The sequence below is a fragment of the Prevotella sp. SGI.167 genome, assembly GCF_050313615.1.
Classification (GTDB): domain Bacteria; phylum Bacteroidota; class Bacteroidia; order Bacteroidales; family Bacteroidaceae; genus Prevotella.
In genome coordinates, this window is sequence record NZ_JBNPLT010000039.1 from 1 (window position 1) to 25,818 (window position 25,818).

Sequence of the window (25,818 nt, forward strand, 5' to 3'; positions counted from 1 at the left end):
GACCTGAAGAGGGCCTGAAGAGGACCTGAAACGGACAGAGGCGAGCTGCCCCTACTCCTTTCTCTGCCAGATGCTCATTACCTTGCGACGGATGGCGAGGATGTTCAGGATAGAGACTATCAGGAACAAAAGCATGCCTAAGCAGATGGATGGGAGCATGGTGCCCTCTTCGATGTCAGGGAAGATTGCCTCGATGAACTCCATGTAGTAGCCACGGACGAAGAAGAGGATGACCCAGGCAATGATGAGCACCACCAGGTTGAGCGACATGGTGAGCACCTGATATGGCTTCGCCACATTGGCAGGACTATAGCCTATCAGAAGCAGGTTCTCCAACTTGGATGAGTTCTTCTGTACCAGCAGATAGATGCTGAGCATCAGAATGTAGAAACTCAGGATGGAGATGACCAGTCCGATAATCATTACCATGGATACCATCATACGAAGGAAATAGGTGGTCTTCTCGGCATCAAGCTTGTCGGTCTCTACCTCATAACCGTTATCATCCAGGTATTTGGTGATGTTCTCGTCTCCCGGATTGCCTACCTCTACGATGAGGCGGTTAGGATCGCTCTTCTGGTTTGGAGCAAACTCCTGGTTACTCCAGTCCATAAATGCCTGTGGCACGAGGATGGTGTTGAGACGGGAAGAGAATCCGATGACCTTACCCTTGAACTGCTCCTTCTTGCCGGCTGCCTGAATCTGGATATTGAAATCAATCATTCCCATCAGTCCATCGCTGATTTTCGGGAGCGAATGACTCTGAGCGAATCCGAAGTTATACATATTAATATAGGTACGCGGGAGGATGATTGGCACTTCCTTGGCTCCTGGCGTATACTTCCAGTCCTTGAGCGGCACATCGACGAAGCCGTCGGGCACGCTCTCAAAGAAGAGTTCGCTGTTCAGTACATTCACGCCGTTGACGCCCATCTGGGCATCCACCTTATATTCCGTAGAGGTGAACTTTCCCACCTTCTTCACGAACTTCTGGTCTCTGACATCATCTATCTCAGCACCCGTGAAGGTATTGGAGCGGCCGCTGATGGTATTTCCCATACCTATCTTCTTGCTCATGATGAGATAGTCGGCTTTCATGAAACTGTCTTCCTGTGTGAAGACAGGCAGCACGTCCTTATAAAACTGGAAGCCGAAAAGGACGATGAGCATACCGAAGAGATTGGCAAAGGCGAAACCTGCAAACTGCGGTATACTGATATGCTGACGAAGTAATTTCCAAACCAAATTCATTTTTGAATTGTTGAATGTTAAGTGTCGAATGATAAATTACAACTTAAATGTATGCTCGTAAGGCAAGTCCATGTGCTTACCTATACTGGTAACGATGACACCAGCCCCCTGCTCCTTGGCTTCCGCCATCATGATTTCCGCCATGATACGGGAGTTGTTGTCGTCGAGGTGACTGATAGGTTCATCGGCAAGGATGAAGTCGAAAGGCTGGCATAGAGCTCGCATCATCGCCACACGCTGCTGCTGTCCGAACGACATTCTTCCAATCTTTGCGTCCACCTTGTCGGCGATACCGAGCATATCAAACCATTTCAAGATCTGTTCACGGCTCTTAAATCCGGTAATCTTGTTCTTGATTTCTACATTCTCCAGAGCGGTAAGCTCCGGGAAGAGACGAAGTTCCTGAAAGAGGTGGCTGATATGACGCTTTCTCATTTCCACCCAATCCTTAACCTTATAATTAGCGGTAACATCCTTGTCGAACATCACGCTTCCGCTGTAGTCGTGACGATAGCCGAGCACATAGCTGCAGAAAGTACTCTTTCCGCTGCCACTCTCTGCCTCGATAAGATAAAGATGCCCTTTCTCGAAGGTGACATCCTGCTTCCATATCTCCGAATCCAGGTCATTGCGCTGGGCGAAGACCTGTGGGAGAACGGAATGAAGCTGAATCTTTTCCACGTTATATTATTTAATGTATAATTATTAATGTTTAATTGCAGGAACAACCTTACATTTAAAGCCTTTTTGCCCTTTTAGCTTGAAATTAGGACTGGGGGGACCTAGCGATGGAATCGCTAGGAACGGGGGCGCAAGGGGGCAAGGGGGCAAGAGGGCAAGAGGGAGGGCAAAGTTCTTTTTAGCTTTTTGCCCTTTTAGCCTTTACTTTTTTCCCTTTTTGCCTTTTACTTCAAGGTATAGACCACGGAAGTAAGGTTGCCGAATACTGGAGACAGCAGACCGGTTACAGTAGAGATGGCATCGTCCTTGCCCGAACCGTTGCCGTCGGAACTCTTGGCGAGATTGATGACCATCGCCAGCTTCTGACCCACGATGAGCTTCTGAATCTTGGCATCTATCGGATGATTGCTTGGCTTCACGGCATACTGGGCAGTGAGTTCATCGCTTCCGCTGAAGAACTGCTTGTCATCGGTTACGCCGAAATAGAAAGAAGTCTTGCCGTCGGTATAGAAGTAAGCATTCTTAGCCCAGTTGGCAATTTTGGCACCCGGAGGACATGATTTCTTCCAGTAATCCACATCGCCCAACCACTTGCTATGAGCCAGTTTAGCCGCCATCATGATCTTGAGGTCGGCATCGCCCAAGGTTGGCATCACGATGGCCATATCTCCATCCACACTACGGATGATATTGTCCATATCCACCGCCTGATTAATACCCATGAGGAGGGTCTGCAGACTGCTGTTACTCTGCATCATAGGCAGGAACTGCTCGCCCTTTACGTTCATGAAGATGCCAGCCAGAGCATCTCCCGGCATCGACTTGACGTAGGCTCCCTTGATAGGACGATAGGTTTGAGCCGCCTTCTTCAAGGCAGCGTCAATGGTTTTATTGAAAGAGAAAGTTTCTCCGTGAATCTGCAAGATACCGTCATTGACATTCATCTCGGCAGCAATCACCACCTGGGAAGGGTCGGTATCCTTAGGTGCACCGAGGGTGAACGGAGCGATGAACTTTTCCGGCAAAGCCTGAGCCTGAGCCACCATCGCCATTGGAGACGTGATGGTCTGCAAGCGCTCGAACAAAGGAGAAACGGTGATGCCCTCCTCCTCTTCAGCCTTGAGATATCTTACCATCTGCTGCTGGAGCTGAGCCTGTGCATCAGCCACTACCGGTCCCATGACGAGAAGCGCCTGGTCAGAAAAGCCCACGAGCCATGAGTCCTTCAAGACGGCGAAATGGAAGCCCTTGCGTTCCTTTACTTCGGATGCGATATGCTGCTTGGCAAGCGAAGCGAGCCAGTCTTCCACATCGCTCTCGCTGCTGACCTTGGCACAGAGACCGAGGTTTCCGTCAGCACTCTCGAAGAGATACATTTTTTCTGTAATGTCGATACCGCACTTGTCTACATCCTCTACATGAAGGAGTGATTTGAGCATGCCCGCCTTGTCTTCCGCATGAATATCGGAAGCCATCTGCTGCATATCCACCGAAATAAGTGCAGAACTTTTCTTAGGAATGGCATTGAGATAGTCGCTGCCAGAACATGATGCGAGCATCCCGACAAGGCATGCCAAGCACATCATAACCAAATTCTTATACAATCTTTTCATCTCATTTAGATAAATATTTTAAAGCTTTTGCCTTTACAGGGCGCATTGCTGTTGCCTAATTAAACCCAGGGCGTTGCCCTGGGCTAGGAGCTTCTGCCCTTTACCGTTCCCTTCGGCCGGTGACCGTTGGTTCAGGGCGTATTGGATCAAACTGGCTTCTGTCCTTTACCTTGGATTGATGACCATTGGTTCAAGGGCGTATTGGATCAAACTGGCTATAATCTCCTTGCGATATGCGCCATGTGAACCGCTACAAGGCCGGCGGTTTCGGTACGGAGGCGGCTGGTGCCCAGGGATACGCTCTCGTAGCCGTTCTCCAGGGCAAGGCGAACCTCATCGATGGAGAAATCGCCCTCCGGACCTACCAATACTGTAATATCAGCTGCATCTGCAGTTGGAGATTCAGAAGCAGCAGTGGCTACATCTGCATTTGAAGATTCAGTAGCAGCAGGAGCATGAGCTTCATTCAGAATACCAGAAAGCTCGGTAAAGAAGTCTTTCTTCTCTACCTCTTCGTAGCAATGACAGATAAACTTTCTGCCGGGACGAGGGGTCTGGATAAACTCCTTGAAGCTGACCAGCTCGTTCACCGCCGGTTTCCACGCCTTATGACTCTGCTTGACGGCAGAAATCACAATCTTGTCAATTCTTGGCGTCTTCACCACCTTGCGTTCAGAAAACTGGCAGTTGAGGAACGAGAGTTCATCAAAACCGATTTCCGTGGCTTTCTCAGCCATCCATTCGATACGCTCCATCATCTTGGTTGGCGCAATCGCCAGATGGATATGTCCCTTCCAGGCACGCTGCTGCGGCATCTCTTCCTTGATTTCATAGAGACATCGCTTGCTGGATGCAGCAGTAACCTCAGCACGGAAAAAGGAGCCTTCTCCATCCATGAGGAATATCTCGTCCCCACCCTTCAGTCGCAGAACGCGCAGGGCATGGGTAGCTTCCTCAGCAGGCAGTTCCACCTGATTAGCCGCATCCGGCACATAGAAATATCTAACTTCCTTCATTATTTGTTCGCATTTTTCGCCTTTTCCTCACGGCGCTTGATTTCATCACGGATATAAGAAGCATCTTCATACTTCTCATCTTCTACAGCTCTCTGCAAAGCCAGTTCCAGCAGCCGATCTGGCAGGGTAAGGATAGGAATAGCCACACGCTGCATTCCTCCCTCGTAAGGAGTAGAGAAGTTCTTGATTACCTCTTCAGATGTCAGAATTTCATACCCATTCATCAAGGAAAGCAGGATGGCATCTTCTATCTGGAGCAGGTAAGACTGGTCGGTGTCAACATTCACCAGCTTCGTCTTCAGTCCCACTCCCTTAATGCCCAAGATCTCAATCTCATAACGAGCAGCGTCGTCTTCCTTGAGAATCTTAGCCAGCACGTCAACGGCACCTATTCTCTCTTCATTCTTGTGCTGCTCATAATCCTTGATTTTCATCGCCACCTCCGGAATGGTGAGAATGGTAAGCACGCGGGTTTCTTCCTCATTGGTGAGGGCAATGACCCCGGCATCAACCGACTCAGCTATTGCAAAAGATCCTTTATATACTAACTTTACCATTTATTTTGTCTCCTTCTTAGGTCTGAACAAGATGGCGAAGGCAACTCCGACCAAAAGAGCATAACCTGCGAAGATAAACCAGCAGGTCTGCCAATCGCCCATTAAATACCCATTTTCCCAATGACAGTAATGATTGATTACCTGTCCGGCAAGAATGGTACCGATAGATGCACCCAAACCATTCGTCATCAGCATAAACAATCCCTGTGCCGAAGCTCTGACCTTAGGTTCGCACTTCTGGTCTACGAACAGACCACCCGACACATTGAAGAAATCGAAAGCCACACCGTATACGAGGCATGAGAGAATGAAGAGGATAACGCCAGGGAACGCCGGATTGCCCATTCCGAAGAAGCCGAAACGGAACACCCATGCAAACATGGCGATGAGCATCACGATCTTGATGCCATAACGCTTGAGGAAGTATGGAATCAGGAGGATGCAGAGCGCCTCAGCAATCTGAGAGATGGATACCAGAAGCGTAGCATTATTGGCAGCAAAGGTATCCAGCATGGCAGGATCGCCCTTGAAACTGGTGATGAAAGGTGTAGCATAACCGTTGGTCACCTGCAGGCTCATACCGAGCAGACATGAGAAGATAAAAAACAGCGCCATCTCGCGGCTCTTGAAGAGCTTGAAGGCATCGAAGCCCCATGTCTCCACCCAGCTGCGCGCCTGCTTCTTCACCAGCTGGCACTGTGGCAAGCCGAAGCAGTAGAGGAAGAGTACGATACTCAGGATTCCCGATACGAGGAACTGGAGATGGGTATACTGGAACTTGTTGGCATTCTCTGAGAAGAGGAACAGGAAGGTTCCGTTATCCCAGGTGGCACAGTTGACAATCCACATGGTGACGATGAAACCTACGGTTCCAAAAACACGGATAGGCGGGAAGTCCTTGATGGTATCCCGTCCATGGTTCTTCAGAATGGTGAAAGCTGCGGTATTGGAAAGCGCCAGCGTAGGCATATAGAACGCCACGCTGAAGGTATAGACAGCCATGAAGAGCGCCTCATCAGGAGTGGCACTCGCCTGTCCCATCAGGAAAAGTCCTATCATCGACAGACCTGCCAGCAGATGACAGTATCCCAGAAGGCGTTGTGGCTGGATATACTTATCCGCTACAATACCCATCAATGTAGGCATGAAGATGGAGACTATACCCTGAATGGTATAGAACCAGGAGATTTCTGCACCCATTCCGGCCTTTCCGAGATAGTTGCCCATAGATGTGAGATAGGCTCCCCAAACAGCGAACTCCAAGAAGTTCATTATTGATAATCGTACTTTCAGATTCATATTCTTTTTTCTAATTTCTATTGGTATTAAGATTCTACTTGAACTGCTCAGAATACAACCGTTTTTGGAATTGTTTCCCTCAGTTTATAGTTTGCAAAGATACATATTTTATCGAAAAGAGCGTAATTTTTTGCAGATTATCCGCCGGAAAGCTAGTTTATTTAACAAATAATGTGTAATTTTGCAGTCAAAATCATAGAATCAATAGAAAATGTTATTAAAGTTTTTCCTTACGTGTAACAAGATTGGTGCCTTCACGCTGGGTGGAGGCTACGCCATGATTCCTATCATGGAGAGAGAATTCGTGGATAAGAACCGGTGGATGAAGAAGGAGGAATTCATGGACATTATGGTGGTGGCTCAGGCTACTCCGGGTATCTTTGCCATTGATATGGCGAGTCATATCGGCTATAAGCTGAAGGGGGTATGGGGCGGCATCGTGGGTGCCATCGGTATTGCGCTGCCTTCCATCATCGCCATTCTCATCATCGCCATGTTCTTCCAGCAGTTCAAGGACAATTACTGGGTGGCGAAGTTCTTTGCGGGTGTTCGTCCGGCTGTGGTAGCGCTGATTGCAGCTCCCTGCTTCAAGATGGCTAAGACTGCCAGCATCAACCGCTACAACATCTGGATTCCCTTCGTCTGCTGTGCGCTGATTGCTGTTTTCGGCATCTCGCCTATCTATATCATCATTGCTGCCGGCGTGCTTGGCTGGCTTTATGGAAAGGTAAAAAGGTAAAAAATATAGAGATTATGTTGTTTCTGAAATTATTTCTTATATTTACCAAGATTGGTACATTTAATTTTGGTGGTGGATATGCGATGCTTTCGCTCATCCACAACGAGACGGTGGTGAAGAACCACTGGCTCTCTAATGCTGAGTTTACGGATATTGTGGCTATCAGCCAGTCTACTCCGGGCCCTATCGGTATCAACTGCGCCACCTACGTGGGTTATACCGCCTGTCTGCATGAGGGTTATCCCGTCTGGGCAGCGTGGTTGGGTTCCGTACTGGCTTCGCTTTCCATCATGTGGCTTCCATTCATCATCATGATTCTCATCAGCCGTTATCTGATAACCCATAAGGATTCCAAGATTGTGAAGGATGTCTTTGCGGGGCTTCGTCCTGCCATCATCGGTCTGATAGCTGCAGCAGCGGTTCTGTTGATGAACAAGGAGAACTTCGGTTCACCTCATGACAATCCATTTGCTTTCGGAGTAAGTGTAGCGCTGTTCATCGGTGCTTTCTACTTTACAAAGGTAAAGAAGACCAACCCGATATTGCTGCTTTTCATCTGTGGCATCATCGGATTATTCATCTTCTAAAGCCTTGCGGTCCTTAAGGGCAAAAAGCCTTTCCTATAGGCACAAAAAAAATTGATTGTCTCACGACAACCAATCTTTTATTAACCTTAATAATCTAATACCATGAAAAACACGTTGCAAAATTACTAATTTTATTGCAACAACCGGTATAAGATATGGAAAAACTTTCTATTTTTAACTCTCCTTAAAAGATTTCCCGCTCCAATTAAATTTTCTTTGCAATTTGATTGCGTTTACGAGTTTCTTGTCTTCCGTAGAGAGAAGGGGTAAAGAAAGGCGGACCACCACTGCATTTTCATGCTGCAGCAGCAAGGCGCTCACCATTCTCGGTTCAATCATCGCCTTCAACTCCTCAAAGCGTGATTCGCTCATCGTATCCGGTTTCTGAACCAGACTACCTGCCAGTTCCCCGATGCTCTTGCCATCGAAAAGACGACTTGCATCCAGGGCTTTCCAATCCTGGGTGAAAAGATGCAGTGCGCTCTCCTTCTCCGGTCCGGCGAAGGTCTTGACAACGCAGAGCACAGAGTCGCCCTGCTCCATCGGCAATTTCTTCATCTGAAGAGTAGAAGCCGAACTCAAACGTATCTGCACGAAATCCTGGGCAAGCGTATCCATCACGCTCGCCTCCCCCAGCAGGTTCTTCACCTCTGCCTTCACGCCCATCTCCTGCAGCTCTGCAAATTCCAGTCGCAGGTTGCTGTTGAGAGCAGGCGTCATCGAATCCGGCATCGAAACCAGCAAGTCCTTCATTGACTTGGCTTCCATGCCCAGGCTTGCCATCATCAGGCAAGCGCATAATATATATTTTATCTTCTTCATCACTACAATTCCTTAGACCACTTCTTTCCCCAAGGGGTAAAGAGCCATGCAAGAAAGGCCAATGCTACTATTGAGCACACGGCGAAAGTTAAAGCCAATGTATTCATATATTTATCTTTTAGAAATTAACAAACCAATCACAAATAAAATGACAGTCAAAAACACACCCCAAAAAATCGCCCAATAAGAATCTACCTGATTGGTCTCAACGATACCAAACAGAGCAGCCATTCCACCTAATACCATAACGGTAAAAGTGGACTTACTCATATCAAAGAAATACTTCACAACGCTTTCTCTGACGAACTTAGCTTTTTCTTTTTCTTCTTTTACTGCCATATTTCTCAAACTATAAAATTAGAGATTCTCCAAGAATTTCTTACCCCATTTTGTATGAAGCCAAAGTGCCATAGCACCAGCAACGACCGTAATAGTCGCATAAATCATTACCAATCCTTCCATATTTCTCTATTTTCCGACAAAATTACGGAAAATAAATGTAATCTGCAAATGATTTAATACTTTTCTTCTGATTTTTAACCTAAAAGAAACGAAAAAGGAGGAAAAAGTTCTATCAAAAGAAACGAAAAGGAGGAAAGTGCTTCCTTTTGAAACACTTCCCTCCAAATTATCTAATCTACTGAACTTTCGCATATCAGGAAGTTAAAGGAGTTAAGGAAGTTAAGGAGTTAAGGAAGTTAAGGAGTTAAGACGTATGTCTTGCTGCTTAAAAACTACGACAAAAAGACTATTGTCTTAACTCCTCAGCGACCGTAGGGAGCGCTAACTCCTTTAACTTCATTAACTTCTGAACTTGCGAAACTTGAATTAACAACTTATGCTTTTTTGTCAACAATTTCTTTTCCATATACCTTATTATATACACATACCTTATTATATATGATGCCTTTCTTGACCTGCTCACAATCGTAGAGACCACTAAGAAACACAACAACTCACCATACGCAGCTATCCGGGCTTTGTTCTAAGCACGGACAACTGCTATATGGTTATCGCTGAACAGTTACAGGGCAGCAAACTTGGGTTAATTCTTGTTAATTTTAAGATTTATGCAAAAATTTCTTTTCAATTGTTATTATCTAATTAAAAAATTATACGTACCTTTGCATTTGGACTATTAGCCTTTAGTTCCATCTGTCACAGTTAGACGTGTTCTTTCATGGCATTGGGCGAGGCAGCCTACGCCGTGCTGAGTATGGCGGAGTCACATAATGACAAAGCAGTACAAAGCGGGCATTGGGTGGGAAAAGTAGTGCAAACCGAATGCAAAATCGCCAAGCTGGCTTGAGCGTGTTGCTGAGGTGCCGCCTACTTTATGTAAAATAGTCCAGACATAATGAAGGCGTTTACTTGACGCTGTGTTTGAGACGGTCTGTAATCTAGCAAGTCACAGAAATGTTTGGTCTTGAACGTAGCAACGGTAGATGCCCCGGGTGTGATTATATCACTCCTGCGGAGACCTTGTAAGCACGGATTGTACCTTTTCGGGCGCAATAAGATTGTTTATATAGGTCTCCCAAAAGTAGCGCAAACCGAATGCGGAACCGCCAAATTGGCTTGAGCGTTTTGCTGAGGTGTCGTCTACTTTATGCAATGGAGCGATTACTCATATCGGCGTGGGCTCTGACGTTGTCTGTTCAACCAAAATAGGCAATTGCTAGAGCCTCAGACCGTGGGACAGACAACAGGACGACTCACGCTTTTTTTATGTCTTTAACGGAGTTCTGTCTAGAGCAAAGTAAGGTCACCGATATGAAAATCGCTGATAACGCATCAATAGATGATAACACCCATGGAGGCGGTGAAATCCCTCCCTGCACCGGGCTTACCCCCGATGCCCTCCCCGAAGTTCTGGAGCCAGTTTTGGCGGAGAACTCACATACAGGGGTGTCCACCAGAAATGCCCTGTCGGGAACCGATGACAAACCGAGTGGAGGATACAAAGCCTGCTTTGACTATCCCGAGGTCGAAGGAGGAAGAGCCAACGGCTCAACTCCCCTTAAAACCCTTAGGAGGAGACCGAAAGAAGTTCCCCATTGGTATGCCCTCCGTGTCACCTACGGACGCGAAAAGAAGGCATACGATTATTTGGTCGGAAAGCATGTAGAGGCATACTATCCGACAATCAAGACCGTCAAGGAAGTTAACGGCAAGCGAAAGAACGTTGAAGAATCTCGTCTTCCAAATATATTCTTTGCACGTGGAACGGAAGAAGAGATAAAGTCATTTGTTTACGACAATATAAACCTCCCTTACTTACGTTTTTACTATAAGCACACTCACATAGGTGCGCGCATTATGAAAACTCCTCTGATTGTTCCAGACAATCAGATAAAGAGTCTTCAAATTATTTGTGAGAAAGAGGGATCTGACACCTTAGTTTTGCAAGAAGAAGTAACGAAGTTCAAACAAGGCGAGAAGGTAAAAATCATCGAGGGTAATTTTGCCGGAGTAACCGGTATAGTAGCACGTTATCGTGGACAACAAAGAGTGGGTTTGGTTATAGATGGTTTATTGACAGCTGTAACAGCATACATTCCGTCAGCTTTTCTGCAAGCCATCGACTGACCATCTTTACCAGGAGATTTCGCTTTGACCATGATACTATTAAGTTTAAGTGAAATAAATCCAAATATCACCTGTTGAGGATCTTTGGTAAAAAAATAGTGTATGAGCGTTTCATGGATTGTTGATTGTCTGTCAATCTTCGCCTTATGTATTTTGATTATCGGAGTGGCCATACCACGTGTCCAGTTGTTGGCCTACCGCAAGAATCTGTTAGACAAACCCGCCAAAAGAAAGGTGCACAAAGCCCCCACGCCTCGTCTGGGCGGCACCACCTTCCTGCCGGCACTGATGTTGTCGTTCACCATTGTGGTGGCGGTGAATATAGTGACAAGACAAGGCGAGCTGCTTGCCGAAGTCGCATCAGAGTCCCTGCCATTGGCCAGTGTCTTCTGCGCCCTGATACTATCATATATCCTTGGTGTCGTTGACGATATCAGAGGAGTGGGCTACCATGTCAAGTTCATCGCCCAGTCCATAAGTGTACTGATTATCATTTTCAGTGGTGTGGAACTGTCAGGCCTCCGCACCCAGTTGCTGCTTACATCATGGCCTCAGTGGACGGTTGTCCCCATCACCGCGCTTGCCATGGTATTCATCATCAATGCCATCAACCTCATCGACGGCATCGATGGTCTGGCTTCCGGTCTGTGCATCCTTTCCTTTGTCTGCTACGGCATCGCCTTTGTATTTTGCAGTCAAAACATCTACGCCCTGTTGTCGTTTGCCTTTGTCGGAGTGCTCATCCCGTTCTTCTATTACAATGTGTTCGGCACACAAAGGAAAAGGAAGATTTTCATGGGAGACACGGGCAGCCTCACCTTAGGAATAATGCTCTGCTTCCTCAACATCAAACTCACCCAGATGCCGCAAGACTCCCTGCCCCACATCAACAAGTACCTTCTGGCCGCCTTGCCGCTGATGATACCGTGTTTCGATGTGATGAGGGTGTTTGCTTACCGCCTGCTCCATGGCAACAACCCATTCCTGCCCGACAACAACCATATCCACCACCTCCTGATAAGGACAGGACTCAGTGAACGCACAACCATGATTACCCTCATCCTGTCATCGGCCCTGCTCACCTTGACCAATGTGATGCTGTGCAACGATTTGGGGGTCATGTTGCTGCTGGCAGCCGACATCACCCTCTGGATAGTGGTCAACATCATCATCTACCTGTTGGTGAAACGCAAAGAAAAAAGAACGAACAATTCATTGATTGAACAACAATAGATGAAAAAAAGAGAAATTATATTGAATTGGCGTCACGCCATGCTATGGATAGCGGCAGCATTGCTGTATTCATGCTCCACTCCTAAAGACATTGCCTACTTCCAAAATGCCAAGCAGCTCCAGGGCATGGCACTCCAGGCAGAACATAAGTTCCGTCTGCGCCCCGAAGACAAAATCAGCATTGTGGTGAACAGCAGCAACCCCATGCTCGAACAGCAGTTCACCCTCACTTCGCGGGGCAGCAGCAACAACATCCTCGGTGCCGAAACGTCGCCCGCCACAGTCAGCAGCGGGTCGGGAGGCTCAATCATCGCCTACACCGTGGACGAACAGGGCACCATCGACTTTCCCGTGTTGGGCAAGATACGCGTAGAGGGCAAGACACGCGAGGAGGTGGCAGCCTATATCAAGGAACGCCTCATCGCCCGCGAATTGGTGAGTGAACCCATCGTCACCGTAGAGTATGTCAACATGAGCGTCAATGTGCTTGGCGAAGTGTCCAGTCCCGGCAATGTGCCCATCACCAAAGACCACTTCACCGTCATCGACGCCCTGGCCAAGTCGGGCGACCTGACCATCAACGGCAACCGCCGTGCCGTCATGGTGAGCCGCAACAACAATGGGGTGAACGAGGTGCATCAGATTGATCTTACCGACATGCAGCAGACAATGCTATCAGACGGCTACTATCTGCAGCAGAACGACCTGGTGTATGTCACCCCCAACGACAAGCGCAAGCGCGACTCCACCAATACAGGCAACATATTCCACACGCCCTATATCTGGATGTCCATCATCTCTATGCTAGCCTCATTAATAGCAATATTCAAATAACAAGATAACAATGAACAGCAATACATCTTTTAACAAACAGATAGAAGAGTTTCTGTCGTTGCAGGATTTTTGGATATTATGCCGCAGTCATTCCAGCTGGTTTGGCCTCTCCCTCGCCATGTTTCTGCTGGTGGCCATCTATTACCTGTCCATCACGCCCGATGTTTACACCTGTGAGGCTTCAGTGCTGGTAAAAGAGGAGACCACCCAAGGCACCGTGGCCCAGAGCTCAAACGGCAACAACTTCAACAACATGGCGCTGATACAGCAGCCGACCAATATGCCCAACGTGCTCCGCAAATACACATCGCTTGCCCTGCTCACCGATGTGGCCTACCGCTTAGATACCATCAGGACAAAGAGCGAGGCCAAAAGGGTGGCAAAGACCCTACAAGGTGGACTAACCACGACACTCGATGATGAGAAGTCAACCATCATCAACCTGAAATACACCGACACTTCACCCGAGCGTGCAGAGCGGGTGCTCAACACCATCATAGAGGTCTATAACGAACGGTGGATCAACGAGAAAAAACAGATGGCAAGAAACACGGCAAGTTTCATCGATGAGCGTCTCTTGGTGATAGAGAAATCGCTCAACCAGGTGGATGACAGCATCTCCACCTTCAAGACACGCCACCATATCACCAACCTCGAACAGGCCAGCGGCCTCTACCTGCAGCAGCAGAACCAGTCGGAGTCGGAGATACTTCAGCTCACCAACCAGCTGTACATGGCGCAATACATCCTTGATGTGCTGAAAGACAACAAGTCGCGCTACAAGCTGCTGCCGGCACACACAGGTTTGACCAGCAGCGAGGCAGGCCAGCAGATAGCCCAATACAACACCTTGCTGCTGAAACTGAAGAACAATCTTGAAGGCACATCCACCCAGAACCCCATCATCATGCGCCAGGAGGAAGAATTGGGAGAGATACGCCAGAACATCATCGCCACCATCTCCAACTACATCAAGACCATTAAGATACAGATAGGCTCGATGCAGGGCTACAATGCCGATGTAAAGGAGAAGGTGACATCCAACCCCGACCAGGCCAAGAAACTGCTGTCGGTGGAGCGCGACCAGAAGGTGATGGAGAGCCTCTACCTCTACCTGCTACAGAAGAAAGAGGAGAACGAAATCAGCATGACCTATACCCCAGCACCCACGCAGGTGGTTGATATGCCCCACGGCAGCTCTTTTCCCACCTACCCCAACAAGAAGAGCGTACTACTTGCTGCCATACTCATAGGCTTGCTCTTGCCTGCAGTCATCATCTTTGTCAGGGAAAGCCTCAACACCACGGTGCGCGGCAAACTCGACATCGAGAGCCGCACCCAGATACCTGTTGTCGGCGAGTTGCCCTTGTTTGACAACGGCAAGAAGCGTATGGAGTTGAACGGCTTCCATTTCAAGAAAAATAAAAGGAGCAGGCGTATGCTTCCACCCCTGTTGGTGCAGCAAGACAGCCAGAACGCCATCAACGAAGCATTCCGCATATTGCGCTCCAACATAGAGTTCATGTCCGACACGCCAAAGCACAAGAATGTGTATCTTGTCACCTCAATGTTTCCCGGTTCGGGCAAGTCGTTCATCACCATGAACCTGGCTTTGGCATTGGCCATCAAAGGGCGCAGGGTATTAATCATCGACGGCGACATGCGCCGTGCAACCGCCACACACACCTTCGGCAACAGAGAGGTTGGTCTGGCAAACTATCTCGGAGAGAAGGTAGAGCATGTAGAGGAGGTCATCTACCAGCACGACGAACACCCCTCGCTGTATATCCTTCCTGTGGGTACCACCCCTCCCAACCCCACCGAACTGCTGTCAAGCCCGCGTATGCCCCTGCTGCTTGAACAGGTGCGCCCACAGTTCGATTTCATCCTCATCGACTGTCCGATGACAGAATCATTGGCCGATGCCAGCATCATCGAGCACCATGTCGACCGCACACTGTATGTGGTTAGGGCAGGCCTGTTCCAATGTCGATCGGTGTATCAGCTCGATGCCCAAGTGCAGAACGGTAAATTCAAGAATCTCTCCATTGTGCTCAACGCCATCAAGCCGGTGAGCCAATACGGTTACAAATACGGCTATTATTACAACTACAAATATTGACAAGGCGTGTAATCAACAACTAAAGTTTTTATGAGATGAAACAACATTATTTCTTCATATTCAGTTGCATCTGCATGATGCTGGCCACATCCAGCCTCAACACGCATGCTGATGATGTCCTGTCGGGAACCTCCCATACAGGCATTGACAATCTCAACTTCCAGTTGTATGGAGGAATCAACAAGTCGGCCAACGAAAATCTGCCCATGTCTGAATTTTCATCCTATCCATGGTCCGGCGGCGTGTTCCTCGGCATGGGCCAAGAGTTCAATGCCCTTTGGGGATGGCGCACCACCTTGAGATACAACTATAACAAGAGCCGCAACGTGCAGCAATGTGAAAACCCCGACACCTGGGACTGGCAGAGCCTTGGCCTGTTTGCCGATGCCACCTTCGACATTACCGATGCGCTAGTAAGCCCCAAACGCCGTGGAGCCAGACTGAATGTCAAGGCATTTGCTGGTGTGGGAGCATCCTACGCCTTCGGCTATCCCAAAGACATTCCACTCTCCTATTCGGCTTCCTATTCAACAGAGAGCAAGGTGGTGCCTGCAGCAAGGGCAGGCTTCGACATCACCTATCGGATCAACGACAAATGGAAACTGGGCATGGAACTGAGCCACACCATTTTTGCCGACCGCTTTAATGGTGTGAAGACAGGCTCACCTTTGGACATGCGTTCCAACATTAAGATAGGTGTCACCTATGTCCTGGGCAAAAAGGTCCAAAAGCCAGAGAGAACAGACACCAACATCATTTACGACACTCGTCTGCACACTGTACCCACCCTGCCTTTCAGAATTCCAAACAGCGAAGGACTCAAGCAGCGCATTGTAGAGGGAAGGGCATTCCTCGATTACCCCATCAACGAAACCTTCATCGATTCCAAATACCGCCGCAACCCCGAGGAGCTGAAACGGCTGCGCAAGACAATAGAGCATGCGCTCTTCGACAAGTCTATCCGTGTGCAACGTGTCACTTTCCACGGCTATGCCTCTCCAGAGAGTCCTTACAGCAACAACACCCGCTTAGCCAAGGGGCGCACCCAGTCGCTCAAACAGTATGTCTGCAAGCGCTACGGCATCCGAGAGTCGGTGGTAGAGACTGCCTATACGCCTGAAGACTGGGTCAACCTGCGCACCTTTATCGACACCCGTGGCGAGAGCCGCCGCACCAAGGACAACATTTGGTATGAACATCAGTCAATTGTGGAGACACCCGAAATTCCACAATATGTGATCGATCACCGTGACGAACTGCTGCGGGTAATTAACCTCAACATGGACCTCGATGAGAAGGAGCAGTTGCTCAAGCAGGTGGGTGGTGGCGAACCTTACCGCTGGCTGCTGCAATATGTCTATCCCGGTCTGCGCCACACCGACTATACCATAGAATATGAGGTCAAGCACTATCCCGTGAAGGAAGCGCGCCGCCTTATATACACCCATCCTGAGGCTTTGAGTATAGAGGAAATGTATCGAGTGGCACAGAACTACGGCGAGGGCACCGACGGATGGCTGGATGCGCTGCTGATAGCTGCCCGCCAGTATCCCGACGATGCCACAGCCAATCTCAATGCGGCATGTGGCTGTGTGAAGATGCGCCGCCTCACCGATGCCAAGAATTATCTCAAGAAGGCAGGCAACCTGCCTGAGGCTGCCTATTTGGCAGATATCATCCGTGCTATGGAGGGCAAGGTGAAATGGAAAATGGAGAATGACAAAGTAATCATAACTGAAAACAGATGAAGACGATGGACATAATCAAAGGATGTATTGCCCTGGCTGTCACTGCTCTGACCCTCATGGGCTGTAGCGACGGCAAGGAAATTTCGGCAGTGGAACACACCCAAAACGCCTTTGAAGAACTGCTGGGTGGAGACTACAATACGATGCAATGGTGGCAAACTGCCGTGAAACTGAAGGTGGAGGCCAAGGCCGATGAGCCTACAGACATATACGCCTATTTTGTGGAAGGAGACAGGGGCACCATGCTTGATTACCAGTTTGTAAATAAAGACACCACCTTTTATATGACTGTGCCTCAGTCGGGCAACACGAGAGTGGTACTGATGGCCAAAGAAGAGAAGCAGATGGTTAGACAAGACGTGATTCTTACTGGTGCTCCCGTCCAAACGGTGGCATTTGACGTTAATCAGTTGAAAGACAACACCCGCAGCACATCTCGCGCCACACGTGCCGGACAGTCGCTCTATGGCACTGACATCCTGAGGAACATCGGCTATACGGAGGTGAACCGCGAAGGCATCGACATTGTCACCCAGTACACCACAGAAGGAATGGACATCGAGAAGCGTGAACTCAACGGCAACTATGAGCTGATATCCCAAGGGCCGTTTAAGATCACAATGTTCTATGGATTCACCGGCGAATACAAGCCACGCATCCTGGGCTATTACCGCCATTCTCCCGGCACCTACCAAGACCTTGAGATGGTGGATTTGGTAAATACCCACAGCTACGACTATATCGACGGCGAAGCCAAACTGCAATATCAGCTGGACGGAATAGACACATGGTATGACAGTAATTTCGACTACCGCGACGGCTATACGGCACCCTTCACCACGATGGCCGACCGTTTGGGCGACGATGTCTATAACATACAGCATGTAATGGACAAATACGGCAACCGGATGACCAAGGCTCGCGGACTGACCTGGGAAATCAATGTAAAACCAGGCGACCGTATCGGTTTCTACCTGAAGATGGAGGGACAGCAGAACAGTGCACAGCGCGAGCTTGATGTAAAACGAGGATTGCCGTCGAGCAGACTGCCCAACCCCATGTACGAGACCAACTGGTCGGCCAAGGTGCTCAACACCGACGGAAAGCACAGGAGTGTGCTGATACAGGACCATGGCTACACCATCATGGGCATGGAGGATGCCACTTCAGCAGGCGACTTCGACTGCAACGACGTGCTCTTTGGCCTTCATGCCGACATGGAGAGCGAGATGCCCATCATCACCGTCCCCGACATTGATGTGCTGGTGCCATCGGTGGAAAAACAGGTATGGACCATTGCCTACGAGGATGTGTGGCGCGACAACGACTTCGATTTCAACGATGCCGTGATTAGGATTCAGCCAGATGATGAGAACGAGACATGCGGCATCACCCTTATGGCCGTTGGCTCTTCAGAGAAAATGTACCTGCATTACGATGGTCCTGACGGCGACCAGAACCTGGGAGAAATTCATGAACTGTTTAGACAAAAGCGTACGACCAAGGTGAATACCACTTCGGCTTACGCCACAGTGACTTTCGTAGAGCTGGACAAGGTAAAATGGTTGCGCAACTATACCGTTTCAGACGATGCCAAGAGATTCTACATCGAGGTGCAGCGCGGCACCTGCGAGGACTGCGGCGACCTGCTCACCCTACCCTACGAACCGGGTGTAATGCCACAAGCCATCCTTGTGGCAGGCAACTGGCACTGGCCCATGGAGGGCGTGCATATCACCACCGCCTACAACAAATTCTCGCCTTGGGCAATAGACATGAGCAACCTGAGATATTGGAACTGGCACACCGCTCCCCAACCCAACACCACCGTTGCCTACGAATAGGAGGCGACGTGACCCACATCACAATATTGGAGATGATGCATCTTGCATCACCACAAAAAAGCAATGACCAAAGAATCGAGAACCCACAAATCGCTGCTTAATGCCAAGGTAAACCTCACGTTCTACCTGCTGTCTCTCCTGCTGTCGTTCTTTTCCCGCAAGGTGTTTCTCGACCATCTGGGGGCAGATTTCATCGGATTGACAGGCACATTAGGTAATATCTTAGGGTTTCTCAACTTAGCCGAATTGGGCGTGGGAGCCTCGGTGAGCTATGCACTCTATCAGCCCATTGCCAAGGGGAACAGAGACGAGATATGCAGAATCGTATCGGTCTTTGGCAGCCTTTACCGCTACATCGGCGGTTTTGTGCTGGCAGCAGGCATCATCGTCAGTGCCTTCTTCCCCCTCATGTTCCAACACACCATCTTCGAGTTGGGCATCATCTATTTCGCCTTCTTCTCGCTGCTCACCTCCTCGCTCATCGGCTATTTCATCAACTACCGCTCCATACTGCTCTATGCCGACCAGAAGAACTATGTGGTGACGGCCTATTTCCAGACAGCCATACTCATCAAAACATTGGTGCAGATGGCCTTGGTCTGTTACACCGCCAACCTCTACCTGTGGGTGTCCATCGAACTGGTCTATAGCTTCATCCATGCCACCATCCTGAACTGGAAAATTCGACAGACCTATCCTTGGCTCACAGCATCCGCCGCAGTGGGAAACAGGGTGCGCAGCCAGTATCCCGAGATTGTGCAGAAGACCAAGCAGGTGTTCGTCCACAAGATGAAGGATTTCCTTATCCAGCAGAGCGACCAGATACTCATCTTTGCTTTCGTGTCGCTCAAGATGGTAGCCTACTATGGCAACTACATCTTGGTCATCGGGCGCATCACCATGCTCTTCACCACCATGATAGGCGGCATTGGGGCGGGCGTAGGCAATCTCATTGCTGAGGGCGACAAGGAAAAAATACAGCGTGTGTTTGGCGAGATGCTGTTCACGCATTATGTCATTGCGGGCATCGTGGTATTTGCCATATATCAGGGCATCCAGCCATTCATTTATCTATGGTTAGGACAAGAATACCTGCTCAGCCATCCCATCCTCATCCTGCTGCTGGTCAATGCGTTCATCATGCTTTCCCGCGGTGCCGTGGATACCTTCAACACAGCCTGTGGCAACTATCACGACACCTGGTCGGCATGGGTGGAGGGCATCATCAACATCAGCGTCACTATCTTTTCGTGCATCCAGTGGGGGTTGGCAGGTGTATTGATTGGAAAGATAGCCAGTTTAGTGCCCATCATCGTGATATGGAAGCCCCTGTTTCTTTATCGCACCAGTTTCAAACGTTCTATATGGCACTATTGGAAGACCGTTGCTCTTACATGGCTCGGCTTTGCCATTGCCTTTGGCATAGCCTCTTACAGCTCACGCCTCCTTCCATTCGACCCCTATCACGACTTTATGCAATGGACAAGCTATTGCGTGTCACTCACTGCCATCTTTGTCCTGCTATATGTCATCACCCTGTTTCTGTTCACGCAAGGAGCAAAAGACATGACACATCGGGTAATCAACACCATGCTGAAGAACAACCGAATGTCCTAAATGGTGAGATTTCCGACTTCAATGAGAAACAAGTTATAAGGGGACGTAGTTTCCACAATATTTTGCAGAATAATCATCCCATCATATCAAGAAATCAATATCCCATCATGAAACTTTCTATCATCACCGTCAACCTCAACAATCTGGAGGGACTCAAAAGAACATACGAAAGCGTGGTTTGCCAGACCTTCACCGACTACGAATGGAGTGTCATTGACGGCGGCTCCACCGATGGCAGCCGCGAGTTCATCGAGCAGCACCAAGACAAGTTTGCCTATTGGTGCTCTGAACCTGACAAGGGCATCTACAATGCAATGAACAAGGGCATCGTGCGAGCAAAGGGCGAATATCTCAATTTTATGAACTCTGGGGATTGCTTTGCCTGCAAGGAAACACTAGCTGGAGTATTCATGACGTCACATAGTGAGGATATTCTTTATGGATACATGCCGGTAGGTGATATAAACGGCAGTTTCTTCCCCTCAAATGCCATGAAAGATAAAGTGTGCTGGTATGACCTCTACTCTAATACCTTTCCGCACCAAGCTTCATTTATCCGTAGAACGCTTTTTGACACAGTTGGCCTCTATGATGAAGGATTGAAAGTAGTGTCCGATTCAAGATGGTTTGCCATGGCTGTCCTCAACTATGGGGCAACCTGCAAGTTCCTACCCTATAAGATTGCCATATTTGAGGGAAAAGGATTGTGTCAGACCACCGATTTTTCAGCTGAAAGGCCTCTGCAAAGAAAAGGTATCTTTCCTGATTATATCACGGAAGAAGACATCACGAACCTGACTATCATGTCAATGATACAATCTAACAAGCTGACCCGTTTCCTGCTGAAGATCGTAAAGGTCATCGCATACCAGATTTTCCTTAGGCGCAAAAGACACGCCCCAATAGAGTTGTACCCACGGTAATATCTCCATGATATGGATAATGCTTTAGTTTCCATCATCGTTCCTGTCTATAAAGCGGAGAAATATATTCATCAATGCATAGACAGCCTGCTGGCGCAGACCTACAAGAATATTGAGGTCATCTTGGTGGATGACGGTTCGCCTGATCATTGCGGAAAGATTTGTGATGAATATGCAGCAAAGGATTGTCGTGTGAAGGTGATTCATCAACAGAATGGCGGGGTATCGGTTGCACGTCAGACAGGTATTGATCATGCGACAGGCGAGTATTCTATCCATGCTGATCCGGACGATTGGGTGGAACTGAACATGATTGAGGAACTTGTAGCCAAAGCAGTGGCAAATAATGCGGATATGGTGATTTGTGATTTTTATAGAGAATCGAAGTCGGATAGAATCCATGTCTGTCAGAATCCTGGAAACGATTTGTCCGCAAGTGCGGTATTGCGAAAGATACTGTCTCAGCAGTTGCATGGTAGTTGCTGGAACAAGTTGGTAAACCGTAGCCGTATTGAAGGGATAGGCTTTACTCCCGAAGACCTGTGCATCTTGGAAGATGAACTGTACAATATCCGCATTTTGGCAAGAAAAATCAAGGTTTCCTATCTGCCAAAGGCTTTGTATCATTATCGAATTGATAATGAGAATTCTCTTTGTAATACCATTTCTGACAAAAGTTTTAAGTTAAAGGTGAAAGCTGTCAGTGAGATAGAGTCCTTTTGTCTTGCGAACGTCGCTGGAATAGCTTTCTTTGATTTTTTTCCAATTAAGCGGAATGTATTATTTGATGCCTTACGAACCAAGAGATATGAAGTTTTGAGGGAGCTCTACCCTGAGCAGAAAGAAGCGATGATAAATAGTGGAACCCCTTATAGATTATTAGCGCCAGTTTCAAGTTGTATCGCATTGGCATTAAGAGGATATCCGGCATTGGCTTACATCCTTTACGACTGGAATATGAGGCTAATTAACTATTTGCAACAAATAAAGAGATTTGTTAAACGCTAAAAGAATACCTGCCTTATGCATGCACCTGTAATCTCCATTTCCATGCCAGCCTATAATGTGGAGAAATATATTGGCGAGGCGATAGAAAGTATCTTGGCACAGTCATTCACAGATTGGGAATTGATTATTGTGGATGACTGTTCCAAAGACAAGACATTGGCTATAGCGAGTGAATATGCGGCAAAGGATTCTCGGATTAGGATTATTAAAAGAAAAGAGAATTCAGGAAGTGCCCGTTTGCCACGTTTTGACGGCATCTTGTCTGCCTGTGGTGAATATATCTGTGCTATAGATTCAGATGATGCTATTGAACCGGAGTATTTGCAAAAGATGATCAATAGACAGCAAGAAACAGGATGTGACATTGTATTAGGCCGGATGCGATTGTGCAATCAGGCACTTCAGAAAGATGGACGTATGATACCAGATGCCCAATATAATATGAGTAAAATCTTCTGTGGAAGGGAGGCTGTAATAGCAACATTGGGAGGATGGCAGATTGCAATGAATGGCATGTTGGTTGCCTCTAAGCTTAACCATGATTATGTAAAGCAAAACTATGACCCCAAGAGAAACACGATATTTGCAGATGAACTTGATCAACGTAAATTGTTACTTTCAGCTTCTTCTGTAGCTATAAAAGATGCTTCTTATCTCTATCGGCAACAACAAGGAAGTGTGATACATAAAGTGAATTTGCGTAGATTTGATCAACTGATAGATATTGGATACTATCTTGATTTTGTATTCCAAAATTTTACCGATGATCGTGATACAATAAACAAGGTGCTTAAAGAGTGTTTGGAAAAGACATACCGTTGCCAACAGATGTTTCTTGCAAACAAGAAGGTATTTAAGAAGGAAGAACGTAATTATATTAGCAAGTTGATAAAGACAACTTATAAAAGGGTGACTTCTAATGAAATCACTGGCTTGGGATTGAAATATAAACTGCTATCGGTTTCTTATCCTCTGTTTATTGCCACTACATATATTATCAATGCTATTCTATCCTTGAAAAAATGAAGCATCCGAGTGTTTCTGTAATTGTTCCTATATATAACGTATCTGAGTACATCGAGCGATGTGTGCGTTCGCTGATGGAGCAGACTTACGCTAACATCGAATACATTTTTGTGGATGATGCCACGCCTGACGACAGTATGGCCGTATTGGAACGTGTGTTGGAGGATTATCCGCAAAGGGGTTCCAGCGTAAAAATCTTGCATAACATACAGAATCAAGGATTGGCCAAGAGTCGTTTCATCGGGATGGATGAGGCCATAGGAGACTATGTGCTGCATTGCGACAGCGATGACTGGGTGGAGCATGGCATGATTCAAGCGCTGGTTGAGGTGGCGACATTGTATGCTGCTGATATGGCGTGTTGTGAGGCAGTAAAGGAAACATCTTCTGGACAGTATCGCTATAGGTATGCTTATGATGAAGAGACGAGGGAAAATGGTTTGCTTGCCTTGAACCTTACAGAGATACATGTGGCTGTATGGAACAAATTGATTCGTCGTACTTTATTCATGGAACATGACATCCGAAACTATGAAGGAATCAATATGGGAGAGGATAGCGCATTGACAATTCGGCTGAGGTACTTCAGCCGGAAAACTGTCATCGTGCATAAACCGCTTTACCACTACAATCGAATGAATCAGGAGTCGATGGTGGCACAAATCAATGAAAACGGTATCCAACAAAGAATCCGATTGGCACGATTTATTGAGGAGTTCTTTACATCTGTTGGAGAAGAAAAACGGTATAGAAGGGTTATCAACTACTATAAATTCGACTCCAAACAGCTATATCTGAGAGTAGCCCATGATTTAAAGAAATGGCGTTCCATTTATCCCGAATGCCACAAGGATATATTTCATTATAAAGGCTTAACCCTTATAGGAAAGGTAAAATGGTGGATTTGTGCCTATTTTCCTTTGTGGGTATTATCTTGTTTTATCTGAAAAATACATACTAAACGTAATTGATCAGTTGTTCTATGTAAAATTTAATTATATAAAACGAATGAATCCAAACAATAGAAATTCAAGTATAGAGTTGCTGCGAATTATATGCATGTTCTTTGTATTGATAGGACATATATTTTTTTTTGGTGCACACAGTAAAGTTCCTAATGCCAATTACATATTGGCTTTTGGAATATCCATCAATGTATTCATGTTAATATCTGGATACTATGGCATCCGATTGAAGATTAAGTCGCTCCTTAACATGGTCGGAATGGTCATGTTTTATGCTGTTGTTTCAACGGGACTTAATTATCTGTTTATGGGGAGGGTAGATTTACTTGGGGCGATGAGTGGATTATTCCCTGTCTCTCACAATCACTACTATTGGTTTGCAACATGTTACATTTTCTTAATGCTATTCAGTCCACTTGTTAACAAAGGACTTGAGGAACTTAATCAAAAACAGTTCTTGTGGATATTAGTCAGTCTTTTTTATATGAACTGCATATCAGGGTGGCTGTTCCGCAATGATTATATCAATTCCACGGGATTTACAACAATGCAATTGATTTTTATGTATGTAATAGGATATGCCTGTAAAAGGCTGGAGATTCCTATGAGAATAGGTATTAAGCCGTTAATCATTATTTATTTCATTACATCTGTACTCTCAATAATTCAAGGTCAAATACCTTATATAAGAGGACTTGGATTATATAACAATCCTCTGAATGTTTTGAAATCAATAGCCATTTTCTGCATTTTCCTGAAGTTCAATATTCATAGTAAATGGGTTAATCAAGTGGCCAAATGTGTCTTTGCATGCTATTTAATACAGGAAGGGATGTTGGGACAGACAATTTACAAACTTCAATATGAGTTTTGGAAACAAACTCAAGACGTTTTGACTTTTTGGTGCTTTGCTATTAGTTGTACAATTGCGATATTCATTGTAGCACTTATCATTGAGCCTATAAGAAGAAAGTATGTGGACAGATTGATAGAAGAAATTTACAAGCATTGGCATCTTGAGAGAATTGACCTTGTTTAAATATTCAACCTATTTTTATATGTATTGATAGCGAAATTTGAGAGGAATAAATCGTATCTGCACATTAATGCCTACCTTTACCGAATAAAAAGCAGATCACATGGAAACGAAGCATCTGAAACCACAGCCTGTCGGCATACAGACTTTCGATAAGATCATCGAAGGGGGATATCTTTATGTAGATAAGACAACATACCTACATAGTCGATATAGAGGTCCGTACACCTATTGGTCGTGTGGATATGGTGATGCGCACGGGCAAGACATTATACCTCTTCGAGTTGAAATTGAATCGTAAATCACCA

General features: G+C 47.0%; 22 protein-coding genes and 2 pseudogenes. 16 read left to right on the top strand and 8 right to left on the bottom strand.

Annotated elements, in window-relative coordinates:
• Positions 1 to 51: 51 nt before the first annotated feature.
• From ACQRBJ_RS14030 to ACQRBJ_RS14055, 6 genes are all read right to left on the bottom strand, one after another.
• Positions 52 to 1,251, bottom strand: coding sequence for an ABC transporter permease (locus ACQRBJ_RS14030; protein ID WP_294971506.1), 1,200 nt, complete (start codon positions 1,249 to 1,251; stop codon positions 52 to 54).
• A gap of 36 nt (positions 1,252 to 1,287) precedes the next feature.
• Positions 1,288 to 1,932, bottom strand: coding sequence for an ATP-binding cassette domain-containing protein (locus tag ACQRBJ_RS14035; RefSeq protein ID WP_217761184.1), 645 nt, complete (start codon positions 1,930 to 1,932; stop codon positions 1,288 to 1,290).
• A 224-nt stretch (positions 1,933 to 2,156) separates the two neighbouring features.
• Positions 2,157 to 3,545, bottom strand: coding sequence for a DUF4836 family protein (locus ACQRBJ_RS14040; RefSeq protein ID WP_445303974.1), 1,389 nt, complete (start codon positions 3,543 to 3,545; stop codon positions 2,157 to 2,159).
• A 215-nt stretch (positions 3,546 to 3,760) separates the two neighbouring features.
• Positions 3,761 to 4,561, bottom strand: a complete 801-nt coding sequence (locus ACQRBJ_RS14045) for a 16S rRNA (uracil(1498)-N(3))-methyltransferase (RefSeq protein ID WP_445303975.1) — start codon at positions 4,559 to 4,561, stop codon at positions 3,761 to 3,763.
• A complete protein-coding gene (locus ACQRBJ_RS14050; RefSeq protein ID WP_295346836.1) occupies positions 4,561 to 5,118 on the bottom strand; it encodes a UvrB/UvrC motif-containing protein in 558 nt (185 codons plus the stop codon). The genes ACQRBJ_RS14045 and ACQRBJ_RS14050 overlap by 1 nt, the downstream gene beginning before the upstream one ends.
• Positions 5,119 to 6,417 (bottom strand): MFS transporter, encoded by a 1,299-nt coding sequence (locus ACQRBJ_RS14055; protein ID WP_445303976.1) that lies wholly within the window; start codon positions 6,415 to 6,417, stop codon positions 5,119 to 5,121.
• 211 nt (positions 6,418 to 6,628) lie between these two features.
• Here ACQRBJ_RS14055 and ACQRBJ_RS14060 point away from each other — a divergent pair, with 211 nt between their 5' ends.
• On the top strand, positions 6,629 to 7,156 hold the full coding sequence (locus ACQRBJ_RS14060) for a chromate transporter (protein WP_445303977.1): 528 nt from the start codon (positions 6,629 to 6,631) through the stop codon (positions 7,154 to 7,156).
• Between the two features lie 14 nt (positions 7,157 to 7,170).
• The gene (locus tag ACQRBJ_RS14065; RefSeq protein ID WP_443915372.1) at positions 7,171 to 7,743 is read left to right on the top strand and encodes a chromate transporter; all 573 of its coding nucleotides are present in this window, start codon (positions 7,171 to 7,173) and stop codon (positions 7,741 to 7,743) included.
• 174 nt (positions 7,744 to 7,917) lie between these two features.
• Here the strand turns inward: ACQRBJ_RS14065 and ACQRBJ_RS14070 are convergent, their stop codons facing one another.
• Together ACQRBJ_RS14070 and ACQRBJ_RS14075 are read right to left on the bottom strand one after the other, a co-directional pair.
• The gene (locus ACQRBJ_RS14070) at positions 7,918 to 8,565 is read right to left on the bottom strand and encodes a DUF3256 family protein (protein WP_441936114.1); all 648 of its coding nucleotides are present in this window, start codon (positions 8,563 to 8,565) and stop codon (positions 7,918 to 7,920) included.
• A 111-nt stretch (positions 8,566 to 8,676) separates the two neighbouring features.
• Complete coding sequence (locus ACQRBJ_RS14075; RefSeq protein ID WP_445303978.1) at positions 8,677 to 8,904, bottom strand: DUF6722 family protein; 228 nt, start codon at positions 8,902 to 8,904, stop codon at positions 8,677 to 8,679.
• Positions 8,905 to 10,338: 1,434 nt separating this feature from the next.
• On the opposite strand from ACQRBJ_RS14075, the gene ACQRBJ_RS14080 reads away from it, so the two are divergent.
• From ACQRBJ_RS14080 to ACQRBJ_RS14145, 14 genes and pseudogenes are all read left to right on the top strand, one after another.
• Complete coding sequence (locus ACQRBJ_RS14080) at positions 10,339 to 11,154, top strand: UpxY family transcription antiterminator (RefSeq protein WP_445303979.1); 816 nt, start codon at positions 10,339 to 10,341, stop codon at positions 11,152 to 11,154.
• Positions 11,155 to 11,478: 324 nt separating this feature from the next.
• Positions 11,479 to 12,387 (top strand): MraY family glycosyltransferase, encoded by a 909-nt coding sequence (locus tag ACQRBJ_RS14085; protein WP_445303980.1) that lies wholly within the window; start codon positions 11,479 to 11,481, stop codon positions 12,385 to 12,387.
• Positions 12,388 to 13,221 carry a polysaccharide biosynthesis/export family protein gene (locus tag ACQRBJ_RS14090; RefSeq protein ID WP_445303981.1) on the top strand — a complete coding sequence of 278 codons (834 nt, stop codon included), beginning with the start codon at positions 12,388 to 12,390 and terminating at the stop codon, positions 13,219 to 13,221.
• Between the two features lie 10 nt (positions 13,222 to 13,231).
• Entirely contained in the window at positions 13,232 to 15,343 is a 2,112-nt protein-coding gene (locus tag ACQRBJ_RS14095; protein ID WP_445303982.1) for a GumC family protein, read from the top strand.
• Positions 15,344 to 15,378: 35 nt separating this feature from the next.
• Entirely contained in the window at positions 15,379 to 17,091 is a 1,713-nt protein-coding gene (locus ACQRBJ_RS14100) for a hypothetical protein (RefSeq protein WP_445303983.1), read from the top strand.
• A gap of 5 nt (positions 17,092 to 17,096) precedes the next feature.
• The gene (locus ACQRBJ_RS14105) at positions 17,097 to 18,935 is read left to right on the top strand and encodes a DUF4114 domain-containing protein (RefSeq protein WP_445303984.1); all 1,839 of its coding nucleotides are present in this window, start codon (positions 17,097 to 17,099) and stop codon (positions 18,933 to 18,935) included.
• A gap of 63 nt (positions 18,936 to 18,998) precedes the next feature.
• The gene (locus ACQRBJ_RS14110; RefSeq protein WP_445303985.1) at positions 18,999 to 20,552 is read left to right on the top strand and encodes a lipopolysaccharide biosynthesis protein; all 1,554 of its coding nucleotides are present in this window, start codon (positions 18,999 to 19,001) and stop codon (positions 20,550 to 20,552) included.
• 107 nt (positions 20,553 to 20,659) lie between these two features.
• Positions 20,660 to 21,475, top strand: coding sequence for a glycosyltransferase family 2 protein (locus ACQRBJ_RS14115; protein ID WP_445303986.1), 816 nt, complete (start codon positions 20,660 to 20,662; stop codon positions 21,473 to 21,475).
• Positions 21,476 to 21,487: 12 nt separating this feature from the next.
• Positions 21,488 to 22,483 carry a glycosyltransferase family 2 protein gene (locus ACQRBJ_RS14120; protein WP_445303987.1) on the top strand — a complete coding sequence of 332 codons (996 nt, stop codon included), beginning with the start codon at positions 21,488 to 21,490 and terminating at the stop codon, positions 22,481 to 22,483.
• 15 nt (positions 22,484 to 22,498) lie between these two features.
• Entirely contained in the window at positions 22,499 to 23,509 is a 1,011-nt protein-coding gene (locus tag ACQRBJ_RS14125; protein WP_445303988.1) for a glycosyltransferase family 2 protein, read from the top strand.
• A complete protein-coding gene (locus ACQRBJ_RS14130) occupies positions 23,506 to 24,456 on the top strand; it encodes a glycosyltransferase family 2 protein (protein ID WP_445303989.1) in 951 nt (316 codons plus the stop codon). The genes ACQRBJ_RS14125 and ACQRBJ_RS14130 overlap by 4 nt, the downstream gene beginning before the upstream one ends.
• A gap of 61 nt (positions 24,457 to 24,517) precedes the next feature.
• The gene (locus ACQRBJ_RS14135) at positions 24,518 to 25,513 is read left to right on the top strand and encodes an acyltransferase family protein (protein WP_445303990.1); all 996 of its coding nucleotides are present in this window, start codon (positions 24,518 to 24,520) and stop codon (positions 25,511 to 25,513) included.
• Positions 25,514 to 25,613: 100 nt separating this feature from the next.
• A pseudogene (locus tag ACQRBJ_RS14140) lies at positions 25,614 to 25,682 on the top strand (hypothetical protein); the annotation flags it as partial.
• 34 nt (positions 25,683 to 25,716) lie between these two features.
• Positions 25,717 to 25,818 (top strand): annotated as a pseudogene (locus ACQRBJ_RS14145) (PD-(D/E)XK nuclease domain-containing protein); the annotation flags it as partial.